This is a genomic window from Teredinibacter franksiae (genome assembly GCF_014218805.1).
Classification (GTDB): domain Bacteria; phylum Pseudomonadota; class Gammaproteobacteria; order Pseudomonadales; family Cellvibrionaceae; genus Teredinibacter; species Teredinibacter franksiae.
In genome coordinates, this window is sequence record NZ_JACJUV010000001.1 from 912,213 (window position 1) to 927,302 (window position 15,090).

Genomic DNA, 15,090 nt, shown 5'->3' on the forward strand with positions numbered 1-15,090 from the left:
CGATAAAAAGCGCGACTATAGATAAACATTATACCCAAGAGTTATAGAAACGCTGACATCTACTACTTCTTTAGGCTCAGCTGTCGGTAACCCCCTTATCGTATAGAATTTTCAGCTAGACTAGATCAAAAGTACCATCTCAAGGCTTTGCTAGTCGAAGAAACCCGCCTCCAAGGGCGGACGTTAGCATATCGATTAGTGAGAAAAATATTCACCCTACAGGGCACCTCTATTACTTGATCACCCTGGTTCGCCAAAGATCCAAGGGTAGCGCTTCAGTAAGCCACCTCCAGAAAATGAATTTGTGCGGCTTATGCGCAATTTACAAGCTGGTCCCGCACACCAGCGCGGTGCCTCAGGAAGACCACCGATCAAGTATCACGCAAGTAACGGGGGCCGATTCAGTAGGGAATTATTTCACTGCACTCAAGTAAAATGTGATGCAAAATATACTTTGAAATGGATATTTCAATCCTGATGAGTTCGTCAGTACTAGAAGGTGAGGTATGACTACACTTCTCGACACGCTAAACCCCAAATACGCCCTTGGCGTTGGCATGCTCGATCACGATCACCGTGAATTCTGCGAGCTTGTAAACCAGCTGCATAAAGCCGATACCGTAGACTTCATCCGCCTCTTTTCAGCCCTTTACGCACAAACCGAAGCGCACTTCAACGAAGAGAAAACCTTAATGCTGAACACCAAGTTTTCAGGCATTAACGAGCACCTTAGCGAACACGCTCGTTTTTTGAGCGAGCTGAAAACAATGGATTTGGCGGTACGCCGAGGCGCCATCATAATGGGGAGACAATTTGCCACCACTATTGTCCCTGAGTGGTTCCTCACCCACATAGCCACCATGGACAAAGCACTGGCCGCTCATGCACATTTATGCAACCCCGCGCAGAAAATTAGCTAAGCCGTCAATCAAACTGTTAATACGCATTGTTTTGCCGCAAGTTACACTCAATTATCCTTTGCTGTGCATGCCCAAGTTGCATTCATAGGCTAGTATGAGGACAAATGTGCCAACAAACGACTGTGGGGAATTTAGCATCAACACCCTAATGAACCAATGTGTTTCCAATAGGCAACGAAACATCCAAGGGCCTTCGTCCCGCCCCAGCGTAGGATTTAAAGAAAAAACATAATGGCATCTGTGATAAAAATACTGTGTAAAAACCTTAACTATACTGCTATTTCCCTTGTAGGGCTGGTATTCGCACTATCGTTTGCAAACCTCTCTTTTGCCTGCACACTCAAAGCGGGAGAATCGGTTCCGACCCTTATGTTCCCACCAAAGTTCAAAGGCAAAGCACCGGCAGAAGAATACAGTTACAAATTACTGCAACTGGTTCTACTTAAATCTGAAGACAGATACGGCCCTTGCGAAGCGCGCCTGTTAAAACTGAACTTACCCATCCGTAGGGTAGAGCGGTACCTGGAAAGCAAGAAGCACGTTGAAGTGATTAATTTCACCGTTACCCAGGCCAGAGACCGACGTTTTATGCCGGTAAAAATCCCTATAGATAAGGGTTTAATGGGTATGCGATTGTCATTCATTCGCAAAGGTGACCAAGAGCGTTTTTCCAACATTAAGGACATTAATCAATTAAAAGTATTAGTCGCAGGCCAAGGCGAATACTGGAAGGATGTCGACATACTGCGGTTTGCGGGGCTAAAGGTAATTGAAAATCATGCGGCTGAACCACTACCGAATATGCTCGCGCACAATCGCTTCGACTATATACCTCGAGGTGCATTACAACTCATTCCCGAATTGAAAATTTACGAGCACCTCCCTATTGAGGTCGAAAAATCCTTTGTTATCAGCTATCCAAGCTTTTCGGCTTACTATGTACACAAAGATAACCAGACGCTCGCCGAGCGCCTTGAATACGGGCTCATTCAAGCTTTTGAAGATGGTAGTTTTGAGCAGTTTTTTAGCACTCACCCCGAAACCGTAGCCGCACTCAACAAAATTCAGCTGGAAACACGCCGCCAATTTAAAATATGCAACCCATTTGCCCCAGCTTGGGTACCCACACATATCGACAAATATTGGATTAGCCCCTGGCCAAAAAGCTTACAAAACAAACAGTGCGTTATCGATCATCAGGAAGGCCCTGCCCTATAGCTCAAAGCCTTGTCATAAAGTATTGACTGAATCCAATTTTATAGGTTTTGATCCATAGCCGTTACGGCCACTGATGTTAACCTAAACCCCGAAAGCGGTGGAGCCCCCATGCCTGCCGAACACATATGTATACGCGGTATTGTTCAAGGGGTTGGCTTCCGGCCAACCGTTTGGCGCCTAGCGCAAACCTACAAGCTACGTGGCTGGGTACTAAACAGCAATCTCGGCGTAGAAATATTCGCATGGGCATCCACCCGTGCTATAGATCAGTTTCTGCAGGAACTACAACACACGCTCCCACCATTAGCTTACCTAGACGCCCTAACGCGCACCCCAATTAAAACGGCGTCCGCAGCCCCCTCAGATTTTACTATTCGGTTCAGCACCTATGGCCAAATAGACACAGGTATCACAGCCGATGCCGCCAGTTGTCAGCACTGCATAGACGACATACACAACCGAGCTAACCGCCGTTACCGCTACCCCTTTACCAATTGCACACACTGCGGTCCTCGCCTGTCAATTGTTGAAGCAATACCCTACGACCGCGGTAACACCAGCATGAAAACCTTCACCCTGTGTAGACAGTGCCAACAGGAATACGACAATCCCGACGACCGCCGCTTTCACGCACAACCCAATGCCTGCCCAAATTGCGGGCCCAAAATGTGGCTGGAAGACCGCCAGGGACGTTTTGTTGATTGCGCACAATATACCGATGAAATCGAAATGGCAGCGGCACTCATTCGCCGAGGTTTGATAGTCGCCGTAAAGGGTATTGGCGGTATTCAGCTGGCCTGTGACGCCAGTAACGAAGATGCTGTGCGCGAACTTAGGACCCGTAAATTCCGCCGCCACAAGGCCTTAGCATTGATGGCTCAGGACATAGACATGGTGCGCCAATTTGCTACCGTTAACGCAGCAGAAAAGGCGCTCCTTCTTTCAACCGCCAGCCCAATAGTTGTCGTGCAAAAATCAGGGCTCGCGGTTGCACAAAACATCGCCTTCGAACAAAACACCCTGGGTTTTATGCTGCCGTCTTCCCCCCTGCACGTATTACTAATGAAGAATATGACTTCACCCATTGTGCTAACCTCCGGGAATCGCAGCGAAGAACCCCAAGTAATCAATAATGAAGACGCTCTTCAGCAGTTAAATCAAATTGCAGACTACTTCCTACTACACGACCGCCCTATCGTCAGCCGTCTAGATGATTCCGTCGTAATCATCAGTGCAGACAAACCCCGAGTTCTGCGTCGCGCTCGCGGATATACGCCGAAACAACTCCAGCTTCCAGAAGGGTTTGGCGACTCCACGGGTATTTTGGCCATGGGCGCAGACCTAAAAAATACCTTTTGTATACTAAAAAACGGCAAAGCCATTGTCTCCCAGCACATTGGTGACCTTGAAAACTTAAAAACCCACCAAGAGTATCAACACAACTTACTCCTGTATCGGCAACTTTATGATTTTGAACCCGAGCTGATAGCTTTCGACAAACACCCCGGTTACCACTCCAGTAAGCTCGGTCAATCACTAGCAAAAAACAACCTCAAAAGGACTGTGAAGGTTCAGCACCATCATGCCCACATCGCCAGCTGTATGGCTGAGCACGGTATACCGCGGGAAGCACCTCCGGCTCTAGGTATTGCTCTGGATGGATTAGGCTTTGGTGACGACGGCACTCTCTGGGGGGGTGAGTTTTTATTGACTAACTACACATCGTGCCAGCGACTAGCATCGTTCAACCCCGTTGCCATGCCCGGGGGTAGTCAATCGAATATCGAACCCTGGCGCAATACCTTCGCCCAGTTAGTCGCCACCGGCAGATGGCAGGCAATTCAAAAAAAATACTCGCAAGTCGACATTGTGCGCTTCCTGCAAAAACAACCGCTTGCGTTAATGGAGTCGATGATAAAGGCAAATATCAACAGCCCCCTAAGCTCTTCTGCCGGACGACTGTTTGACGCTGTGGCCGCCGCCTTAAACATCTGTAGACAAAAGAATAATTTTGAAGGGCAGGCAGCCATGGCACTGCAAGCGACCGCGACCAGTGAATTTGGTGCGCAGCGTTCACACGCGTATGCCTTCAGTATTCAACAACATGAAACCCGCTTGGTGATCGACTGGACGCCACTTTGGCTCGAACTCTTAGAAGACTTGGCTAATGCAATACCCAACACGAAAATTGCTGCGCGCTTTCATCACAGCGTTGTCAACGCCGTCGTGGCGGTTGTAGAAAAACTCTTAAGTACACACGTATTTAATAAGGTTGTACTCAGCGGGGGTGTAATGCAAAACCCATTACTGCTAGAACAGATAAATACCAGCCTAACGAACAAAAATATTTGTGTATTGATCCCGGAGAAATTTCCGGCCAACGATGGAGGCTTATCTCTGGGCCAAGCGGTGATAGCCGCCGCACAGCGTAGTCGATAAATATTATCGCCAAGAAGAACCTCTAATTTACCAGGATGCAATGGTGTTCGTACTCCAATGTGACAACACGAGAAAATCCAGTAAAACAAACGCCTAAACAATACAAGTTCTTACCTCGGAAGGCACAAAAATTCTATAATGGTTCCAGTGACTATTAGTTATCATAAACTTATTGTATAGTTTGCCCGACGCAGAGCGTTGTATACCTGCATAGCAGAAACTAAGTCTGAAAAATAAAAATACATTAGCAGTACTTTATTCCGGTAATTATTCGACTTTTCACGCGGTTTAAACCGCTTTCGGATCAACACTTTTCTACGCCGGGTAGCACATATAAATAATAAAAAAACCTATGTAGCTACGATAGTAACACCCAAAAAAACACTCATTTAGTACTACGTAGTACTACGCGGCTCATTTTATCCGCTTCATAACCGCAGGCCATCATCTAAGTAATAGATTTTTTACGGACATACTCGTATGCCTTACGTCTTTTGACGAAGGCAGGCAACCTGCGACAACACTTTCAATAATGACTGCAAGTGATTAAATAACAATAACAGGAGAACAATATGGGTAACTCAACCAAACCCTCAGGCTCGAGGTGCTCAGCACTGATACGACGCCTTGGGTACGCCTGTGCGAGCCTAGCGCTGGCCTCAATATCACACTCAGCACTGGCTGCATGCGATTACACCATCAGCAACGATTGGGGCTCCGGCTTTACCGCGAGCATCAGCGTTACCAACGACACGTCAACGGCCGTAAATGGCTGGACAGTCTCTTGGGAATACCCCGGTGACGACCGAATCACCAATCTGTGGAATGCTAATTTATCGGGCAACAACCCCTATTCTGCCAGTGACATGGGCTGGAACGGCAACCTGCAGCCAGGCCAAACGGCTTCATTCGGCTTTCAGGGAAACTCCGGAAGCGCCATCGAAATTCCTCAAGTAACCGGTGCGCTTTGCGACGGCGGCTCAAGCTCTTCAAGTTCTAGCAGTTCTTCAAGTTCTAGCAGTTCTTCAAGTTCTAGCAGTTCTTCAAGTTCTAGCAGTTCTTCAAGTTCTAGCAGTTCTTCAAGTTCTAGCAGTTCTTCAAGTTCTAGCAGCTCTTCAAGTTCTAGCAGCTCTTCAAGTTCTATCAGCTCTTCAAGTTCTAGCAGTTCTTCAAGCTCTAGCAGCTCTTCAAGTTCTAGCAGTTCTTCAAGTTCTAGCAGCTCTTCAAGTTCTAGCAGTTCTTCAAGCTCTAGCAGCTCTTCAAGTTCTAGCAGCTCTTCAAGTTCTAGCAGTTCTTCAAGTTCTAGCAGTTCTTCAAGTTCTAGCAGTTCTTCAAGTTCTAGCAGTTCTTCAAGTTCTAGCAGCTCTTCAAGTTCTAGCAGTTCTTCAAGTTCTAGCACCTCTACCGGAGGCACTTGTGACGGTGTAAATGTCTACCCCAACTGGACCGCGAAAGACTGGGAAGGCGGCACAAATAACCATGCCAATGCCGGCGACCAGATGGTCTACGACGGCGTGCTCTATCAAGCTAACTGGTACACCAATACAGTGCCCGGTAGTGACTTTTCTTGGACAAACCAAGGCTCCTGTGACGGCACCTCTAGCTCCTCGTCCAGCTCTAGCTCCTCGTCCAGCTCTAGCTCTTCGTCCAGTTCTAGCTCCCCGTCCAGTTCTAGCTCTTCGTCCGATGGCGGATACGAAGTGCCTGAAAACGATTTTGCCGTTAACGGCGGCGTTGAAGACGGCATAACCAGCTGGGGTGCCAGAGGTAGTGTAGTCACTCAAAGCTTCGCCGACAGTCGCACAGGATCGGCCAGTGCCCTTATCGTCGACCGCACCGCAAACTGGTACGGTATCACTGTTAACGTTAACCCATTAACCGATGGTAACGAATACGACGTTGCCGTATGGGTGAAGCTGGCCGCTGGAGAGCCCGATAGCGTTATTAATCTTACCGGCAAGAAAATTGATGATGACGATGGCACAACCTACGATGAGTACGTTCGTGTAAGCACCATCACCGCTACTGCAGGGGAATGGACATTGCTGCAGGGTTACTACACGCATATTGAAACTACGCCCTTCCAGTACTTTGTAATTGAGTCAGAAAGCGAAACCGTTAGCTACTATGCCGACGATTTTTCCATTGGCGGTCAGGTAACCGATGTCGTCATTCCCGACTTCGGCTTCTTTGTTGGCAACATCACCACCAATGGCAACGTTGGGTCCGACTTCATGGATTTCTGGGACCAACTCACACCCGAGAACGAAGGTAAATGGGGCTCGATCGAAGGCACGCGTGATGTGTACAATTGGGATGGAATGGATCGCGCATACGCCTACGCCGTTGCCAACAATATACCGTTTAAAGCACACACTTTCGTTTGGGGTAGCCAAGCACCAAATTGGATCGGCGGCTTAAGCGCAACCGAGCAGGCAGAAGAAATCGAGGAGTGGATAAAGGACTATTGTGCTCGCTACCCCGCAACCGCCATGATCGATGTCGTTAACGAAGCAGTTCCAGGCCACGCGCCGGCGACTTTTGCCGAAAACGCATTCGGTAGTGATTGGATAATTCGCTCGTTTGAATTGGCGCGACAGTATTGCCCCAGTGCGACACTGATCCTTAACGACTACAACGTGCTAATTTGGAATACCGACGAGTTCCTAGCCATGGCGCAGCCAGTAGTTGATGCCGGTGTTGTTGATGCTATTGGTGTGCAAGCCCACGGCCTCGAAACAATGACAGCAGGCGACCTGCAAAGCGCACTCAATCGCATTGCCTCTCTAGGCCTCCCCATCTATGTTTCTGAGTACGACATTAATATTGCCGATGACCAAGAACAACTGGGCATCATGCAGGAACAATTCCCAGTATTCTTTGACCACAGCGCAGTGGCGGGAATTACCTTCTGGGGTTACGTTGTTGGCGCTACCTGGCGCGACAATACCGGACTTATTTATGACGACGGTACCCAACGCCCAGCCATGACTTGGTTAATGGACTATCTGGGGCGTTAAAAGCCTGCTAGCCTCTTAACTATTAAAGAGGCTTAGCCGCAATTTCAACGGCCACCCCAACGGGGATGGCCGTTTTTGTTTTCGGCACTGAAGTAAATTGACACGGCCTAATTGGCTGTACACCCGTGTACAACAGGTCAAACCGGTAACTCTCTTTACTGCATATAGTGTTAAAAACACTCTATTCAGCGCTGAGTACCGACTAGTCAGTAGCACAGGGGAACTAGCATTATCGACCAAGGTTTGCGAACCTATTCGCTACGGTCAATACTTGTGTAGAAACCTATGAGAAGAAACTGTCCATGCACCACGGTCACATAAGTGCTATACACCTCCTGATTGCGCTGGCCTTAGCTTTCTCCACGCAGGTGAGAGCGCTAGATCATGCGATAGCACAGGCACCTCTAGACAAATTCGACAAACTTCAGGATTACAACTACGCGCTGCTTCACGCCGCGCTGGTGACTTCGGAAGCAAAATTTGGTGGATTCAAACTTGAACGCTCGCTGCAGGTCATGCAGCGCGACAGACAGTTTACGCAGGTAGAAAAAGGTAAGTCTTTAACCATACTCGTATCACCGCCCAAAAAAGAATGGCGCAATAAACTACTGCGAGTCCCCTTTCCTATCCAGCGCGGTGTTTCCGGGTACCGGCTATTTTTTGTAATGGAGCAGAATAAAAATATCCTCGCCAGCATCAAAAACCTGGAAGAACTTAAAATGATTCCAACCGGCTCAAATGCCAGCTGGTCCACAACCAGTATTTTGCGAGACCACGGCTTTAACGTAGTGACTTCGCAGGGGTACAAAACGCTGTTCGATATGCTTGCAAAGGGTAGGTTCGCAACGCTTGGACGCGGCTTAAACGAAATACCGATAGAACTGAGACTCTTCTCCAAAGAATTTCCATCACTCACCTTCGACGAACACATAGTGCTCTACACCTTCCTGCCAAACTATTACTACGTTTCTCCAGACCAACCTCAACTAGCAACTCGATTGGAGTTCGGCCTCAAAGCGCTGCACGCTTCAGGTGAACTCGACCGGCTATTCAATATTTACTACGGCCACCAAATGAAACGATTCGACATTTCCAGCCGCCGAAAATTTGTCATCGAAAACACCAACCTTGAAGCCGGTATGTACGAACACGACAAACCCTACCTTTTAAATTTTTAATAGCTTCACTAGAATAAAATTCGCCTCCAACTCTTGGGCTTTGGTTCTACTCCCTCACTGATCAGCATCGCTCCCCTTAACTCTTTGGTACGCACACAGCCTTGCCAACACCGGTCGTCGACGGGATGCAGCGATTGCATGAATAATGCAATAGAGCTGCCCTTGGCCTTCGCGGCATAAGCACTTCCCTGTGCAAAAAAAAGCCCCTCGTGGGGAGGGGCTAGGGCTACTTTATTAAAGCTGTTTTAATTACTGCACGCTGGTGCACACCGGCGTGTTCATGCTGCCATCGGAACCACCCTGGAACCCAAAGCTGATGCTTTGACCGGCCGATAGGTTGCCATTCCAGCTAATATTACTGGCGGTAACAATATTGCCCGAAGCACTCAGATCTACATTCCAGCCACCGCTCAACTGCGGGTCTTCGCCAAAATCTAGCGCTATAGTCCAACCGTTAACAGGCTCAGTACCCGAGTTGGTTACGGCGACATCAACCTGATAACCCGCCCCCCAATGATTCAAGTTGGTCACTTCGCAAGTAACCCCCTGTGCTCCGCTAGACGAAGAGCTGGAGCTACTGCTAGAAGACGAACTCGAACTACTACTGGAACTGCTTGAAGACGAACTACTGGAAGAAGAACTAGAGCTACTCGACGACGAACTGCTGGATGAGGAGCTTGAACTACTGCTGCTCGAAGAACTGGATGCCGCACCACAAGCGAACATACTCGACCAGGAATAGTCACTGCCAGGAACAGTATTGGTATACCAGTTCGCCTGATAGAGTACACCCCCATAAACCATTTGATCACCCGCACTGGCGTGATTGTAGACTCCACCCTCCCAGTCTTTAGATGTCCAATTTGGGTACACATTCACCCCGTCACAGCTGCCACCAGCAGAACTCGAAGAACTACTGGAGCTAGAGGAGCTGGAGCTGGACGAACTACTCGATGACGAAGAGCTGGAACTGCTACTGATGCTCGAGCTACTCGAAGAACTGGAGCTACTGCTAGACGAGCTGGAACTACTGGTAGACGAACTGGAACTGCTCGAGGAGCTAGAGCTACTGGCACCGGAGGGCTCACCGAACACAATACCGCGACCGGCGGTACTCATGTACACGCGCCCGTAGACATTCATATCACCAACAACAAACGCCCCATTAGCCGGCCCACCGAACTCATGCGCATCATCATTTACGCGCACCCAAGTTGCGGCTTCGTCGTCTGAACGAAACAGCCCGCGTACACCGTCCACGTCGGCCCAAATATAAATGGCTGGGTAGCTTGCTCCGTCAGCCCCTTTGCCTAAGCCAACCGCTTCAACGTAGGACAAATTGTTCACTTGTGTCCAGGTTGCGCCGCCATCGCTAGAGCGCTGCATGCCTCCCCACCACTGTGCCACCCACAAATGACCTTCGCGATCTGGCGCGATACCCAGCCTTGGCGAACCATTGTTAAAAAGTTGCCCGGCGTTGGAGAACGTTGCACCCTTGTTGATACTCTTCCACAAAACACCACCGCTGGAGTTATAAACATACATCACATCCGGATTAACCGGGTCGGCGTAGGGACGCGCATTTTGTACGCTCAAACTGGCGACTTGCGTCCAGCTCGCACCAAAATCGGTGCTGCGGTAGGTCGTACTGGTATCTTCCGGGGTATGTAAAATAGCTGAGCCATCAGCACTTAGCCCTACGTAACCCTTAGCACCGTTTATGGTCGCTGTTTGCGTCCATGTTTGCCCCATGTCGGTGGAATAGTACATAGACTCTCCAACGCGCACCATTACGTCAGGGTTTTGTGAGGCTACCGAAAGGCCCGTTGTGCTCCCCATACGAGGCTCATGTATCGCAGCATATTCGCGGATGTCGTAGTGCACAAAACCGTCGTAATCGAGAATAACCGACACCAGTGGCCCACCTTCGATACTCACAATATCCATGGGCACCGTTTCTTCAAATCCGCGAACAGTAAACTGCCAAACGTTAACATCGGCATCAATATTTTCGGTTCTAAAAATCCCGTTACCCGATGTTACCCACACCTCACTGGTATTGAACGGGTTAAATTCAATTGAGCCCGTCCAATGTATGGCGTTACCATTAATCCAGCCATTGCCGTCATCATCCAATTGAAAACCACGCTCAATAACATCGGTCCAGGTTAGGCCGCCATCTTCAGTAATGAGAAAGCGATCTCCATAGGCGCCCACTGTTTGCTCAAGCCATGTATTCATGGTGGAGAGCACAATACGTTGAGCATTATTAGGGTCGATACTCACATCACCGAAGGGTCGGGTAAACCCACTGGGTGTAATGTTGATCCACTCACCCGATTGAGTGTTGTACTTATAAACCGCGCCAATTTCCATTGGCTCTGTCAACGCCCAATGACCGTGTGGGCCACCACCATCGCCATAGGTAACGTACAGAAAACCATCTGACGACAATTCTGCACGCGCCGGCATTAAATCAGTCGGGCCGCCGGTAACTTCGGTAAACGAAGCGCCAGCATCATGGGAGACATAAAGATTGTTATTGTATTGAGAAACGCCGACATACAATGTTTGGGTAGGCCCAGACGCAACGCCCTGTGAATCCAGCACAACAAAACTTACACCGTTTTCATTAGAGGTGGTGCTAACAGGAAAGCCACTCAAGTCACTCCAGCTTTCACCTGCGTCGGTACTTTTCCACATACCGTCCCAGCGGGTACCGGTATACAAAACATTATTACTATTGGGGTCAACCTGCAGTTTTTCGCCCGTTTGCCGCCCCATGCCGTTACCATGCGCGCGAAACTGATCACTTACATCAATGACAGAAAAGTTTTCGCCGTAGTCTGTCGATTTTAAAATTGCGGTACGACCATTATTGAAATAGCTAATACCCGCAAGAATATATACATTATTCGGGCTTGCATCATCTGTTGCTAAAGACTCGGTACCGAGAAAACCTAGCTCATCGGCAGAAACCCAGTCGAGTAACGGAATCCATCGCCCCGCCGCCGCATCCCACCGATAGGCACCGCCAACATCGGTACGTGCATACATTAAATTAGGTTCCGCCGAATTGGGAATTAAACCCGAGACAAAACCACCACCACCAATCGCGACATTGTCCCAGTTGTAGGGAATTTCTGGCGCAGCAAATACATTCATGGTCAACAGCGCGGCCAAAGCCATGCAAGCAATACGCTTAGGCATTAAACACTGTAAAAAAGTAAAAAAAGGCATACCAACCTCCAAACGAAGTGAGCGACTCACGACAAAACCGCGTGCTTAAAACCGCAAACACTCTGCCAGAGACTTTTGTGAAATTATTGTGTACGTTTTTAGAGTTCTACCCAGCCGAAAATAGTGTTAAAAGCATGCGAAAATAAAGCAATCGTATCTCAGCCTGTGCGCTGCCCAACGTAAAACCTGGGGCAATCAGCCTATGGTACATTTTACGTTAGTGGCACTCACAACTAACGGGAGATACCACATCACAAAAACCTATTACAAACAGCACTTTTACAAAAAAGTAATCCTAAAGCACAGAGACGTCATCGACTTATTCAGAGGCAATTATTTAATTATTGAAGTACCGGCAGGAACTCCATCAGCAGCCTAAATAAAACAGCAGACAAACAAGGCGCTGATAGCAGGGCCTAAGAAGGCTGCCCTGCAAACATCGTTATTATTTTTGTATTTAAAACTTTGTTGCTATGTGAAATCCAATTTTACACCTAGCCTGTGGGATAAAGAAAGAATTGCTGCAAATTCCGAAAGTATCAGCACGTCAATTGAGAATTGAACCGCATTCCCACGACTTTTAAACATGATTGCGTCGCTGCTTTAGTCCGCAACCTGCATGCCGCTAAAACAACGGTGATACGCCAACAATCAATACATTCCAACTAACAAACCAACCAAGCAAGCAAACAAACAAACAAACAAGCAAACAAGCAAACAATCACACTTTTTAACCAAATCAGCCCCTCAATCAGGAAAACAAAAATACACCAATAAAAGCATCATGCTGAAAATGCGGCCTGACCATACGGTAATTCCAATAATCTGACGCCTGTATTACCCATACACCCATACTGCTTTACATATTGGTCTCTCGATATTGTATTTTGGTCTTACAACCTTATAAGTATTTTAATAATTTAATACTACTAAATTAAATCTGTCTTTTGCTGATGTACAGAAAACAAGAATAAGCTGTTCATCTTTCTCAACTCTGTAGCAAAAAGAAAATTTTTCAAATGCCTTAGAAAATTAATAATAATCAACATTATCTCAACAAAGGGGGTACCTTTATGTACCGTAAATCATTTGTGGGTATTGGTGCGCTCGTAGCCGTGCTGGGTTTTTCAGCAAATCTGCAAGCCGCCACGGATTACCCAAGTGGTTACACCAAGTGCGCCAAAGATAACGAAACCTTTAGCTTTAGCGGTACACGCTCAGTTGTCTATGGAAAGTCTGGCGAATTTGTATATGCCACCTTGACTGGCCCAGCTAACTGTAGTGCTTCACTCTTCCCGTCGACCAGTGTCGGCACACCTCGTTATTGCTCTTACGCTGGCAGTGATTCTGGCGGCGACACTGGCAGCGCCTTTAGCGGTAGCGATTTCAGCGGCGGCAGCGGCCGATACCAGATCATTTCGGTATACAGCGGCAAAGCCATCGACGTTGACAACTCCAGCCAAGAAAATGGCGCCACGTCATGCTCTGGGACGACCTAGATGGTCTGAACCAGCAGTGGGATATTACTGACCTAGGTAATGGCTACTACTCCATCGTTGCCGCACATAGCGGTAAATCCATGGACGTTTACGACTGGTGTGTAGACCCCGGCTGTGAAATTCGTCAGTGGGATTACTCGGGCGGCGATAACCAACAATGGTTAGTGGCAAGCGTAGGTAGCGGTTACTACAAAATTGTTTCCAAGTACAGCGGCCTAGCCCTTGATGTTTGGGAATGGAACGCTAATGCCGGTGCTGACGTAGGTCAGTGGACCGACCTTGGCGGCTCTTCAACCGGTTACGGGTCTTCTTGTACCGGCGGCAGTAGCACTAGCGTTACCGCCACTATTCGCGTTGAAGACGGCGGCACTTTCGACGGTGGTTGTAACACCTACACCGGTGGTGGTGACCTCGGTGACGGCAGCCAGTCTGAATCTCAAGACCCCATTTTCCGTGTAAGCCCAGGCCTAGTGCGCAATGTGTACATCGGCAGTAACGGTGCAGACGGTATCCACAGCCGCAACGGCGGCGACGTCGATAACGTGCTTTGGTCCGACGTGGGTGAAGATGCCATGACCATCAAAGACCCAACCAACGGTGCCAGCGTTTACGCCAACAACATCGAAGGTTACGACTCTGCCGATAAGTTCCTGCAAGCCAACGACGACGCCACCTGGACAGTCGACAACTGCCGTGTAGACAATGCCGGTAAGTTCATTCGTCAGAATGGCGGCACCACCTTCCCGCTGCATATTGAAGTGTCCAACTGTGACATTTCCAATATGGGCGAAGGTATCTTCCGCAGCGACAGCTCTAACAGTACGGCACGTATTACCGTAAGCGCCAATCCAACCACACCCTACAAGGCGCGACATTAACATAATAACCTATAGTCTCCATTACTAAGGAGGCTATCATGTCCAAGCGCCGCACCTACAACTGGCCCCAACTTTTCGCAGAATTCGAGCGGTCAGGCCTATCGCAAGTCGAATTTTGCAAGCAACACGACCTCAATCCAAAATATTTCAACTTAAAGCTTTCCAAGCTCAAAGCGCAGGAAGACAGTGCGTTCGCGCATGTGGTTGTACAGCCTGAACTTTACTCGCGGCAGGGGCTTGTCCTCGAAGTGGGCAACTGTAAAGTTCATTGCCCACCAGCCATGTCTATTCCTTCCTTTGTATCATTGATTAAGTCCCTCGCATGATCCAGTGGTCCAATGCGATTCCCATATACCTGCACCGCGACCCAGTAGACTTTCGCAAAGCGATCAATGGCCTAGCGGTTATCGTGAGTGAGGAGATGGAGTTGGATGTATACAGCCAGGCGTTGTTCGTGTTTTGCAATAGAAACCGCAGTCAGCTCAAAGTGCTCTATTGGGACAGTACGGGTTTTGCCCTGTGGCAGAAACGCCTAGAGAAGGACAAATTTAAGTGGCCGAGTAAAGACCCGCTTGCAACCGCATCAATTACCTACGAGCAATGGGATTGGTTATTGCGGGGTTTTGACTTTGCTAAATTTAGACCACATAAGCAGTTAAAATTCACCGAGGTGGCCTAATATTTTGTATAATAGCCGC

General features: G+C 48.5%; 10 protein-coding genes. 9 read left to right on the forward strand and 1 reads right to left on the reverse strand.

Features of this window, described 5'->3' with window-relative positions; all coding sequences use genetic code 11:
• The first annotated feature begins 506 nt into the window (after positions 1 to 506).
• From H5336_RS03630 to H5336_RS03655, 5 genes are all read left to right on the forward strand, one after another.
• Positions 507 to 920, forward strand: coding sequence for a bacteriohemerythrin (locus tag H5336_RS03630; protein ID WP_185231513.1), 414 nt, complete (start codon positions 507 to 509; stop codon positions 918 to 920).
• A 231-nt stretch (positions 921 to 1,151) separates the two neighbouring features.
• A complete protein-coding gene (locus H5336_RS03635; protein WP_185231515.1) occupies positions 1,152 to 2,138 on the forward strand; it encodes a transporter substrate-binding domain-containing protein in 987 nt (328 codons plus the stop codon).
• A 108-nt stretch (positions 2,139 to 2,246) separates the two neighbouring features.
• Positions 2,247 to 4,577 carry a carbamoyltransferase HypF gene (hypF, locus tag H5336_RS03640; RefSeq protein ID WP_185231517.1) on the forward strand — a complete coding sequence of 777 codons (2,331 nt, stop codon included), beginning with the start codon at positions 2,247 to 2,249 and terminating at the stop codon, positions 4,575 to 4,577.
• Between the two features lie 572 nt (positions 4,578 to 5,149).
• Positions 5,150 to 7,597, forward strand: coding sequence for an endo-1,4-beta-xylanase (locus tag H5336_RS22840; protein ID WP_246439016.1), 2,448 nt, complete (start codon positions 5,150 to 5,152; stop codon positions 7,595 to 7,597).
• Between the two features lie 302 nt (positions 7,598 to 7,899).
• On the forward strand, positions 7,900 to 8,775 hold the full coding sequence (locus H5336_RS03655; protein ID WP_185231519.1) for a transporter substrate-binding domain-containing protein: 876 nt from the start codon (positions 7,900 to 7,902) through the stop codon (positions 8,773 to 8,775).
• A gap of 249 nt (positions 8,776 to 9,024) precedes the next feature.
• On the opposite strand, the gene H5336_RS03660 is transcribed toward H5336_RS03655, so the two are convergent.
• Entirely contained in the window at positions 9,025 to 12,015 is a 2,991-nt protein-coding gene (locus H5336_RS03660; RefSeq protein WP_185231521.1) for a cellulose-binding domain-containing protein, read from the reverse strand.
• A 1,073-nt stretch (positions 12,016 to 13,088) separates the two neighbouring features.
• Here H5336_RS03660 and H5336_RS03665 point away from each other — a divergent pair.
• From H5336_RS03665 to tnpB, 4 genes are read left to right on the forward strand one after another with little or no spacing between them, the layout of a single operon-like run.
• On the forward strand, positions 13,089 to 13,514 hold the full coding sequence (locus H5336_RS03665; RefSeq protein ID WP_185231523.1) for an RICIN domain-containing protein: 426 nt from the start codon (positions 13,089 to 13,091) through the stop codon (positions 13,512 to 13,514).
• Entirely contained in the window at positions 13,496 to 14,392 is an 897-nt protein-coding gene (locus H5336_RS03670; protein ID WP_185231525.1) for a pectate lyase, read from the forward strand. Before H5336_RS03665 ends, H5336_RS03670 begins: the two co-directional genes overlap by 19 nt.
• A gap of 38 nt (positions 14,393 to 14,430) precedes the next feature.
• Entirely contained in the window at positions 14,431 to 14,718 is a 288-nt protein-coding gene (tnpA, locus tag H5336_RS03675) for an IS66 family insertion sequence element accessory protein TnpA (RefSeq protein ID WP_185231017.1), read from the forward strand.
• A complete protein-coding gene (tnpB, locus tag H5336_RS03680; protein ID WP_185231015.1) occupies positions 14,715 to 15,071 on the forward strand; it encodes an IS66 family insertion sequence element accessory protein TnpB in 357 nt (118 codons plus the stop codon). Before tnpA ends, tnpB begins: the two co-directional genes overlap by 4 nt.
• Positions 15,072 to 15,090: the final 19 nt, after the last annotated feature.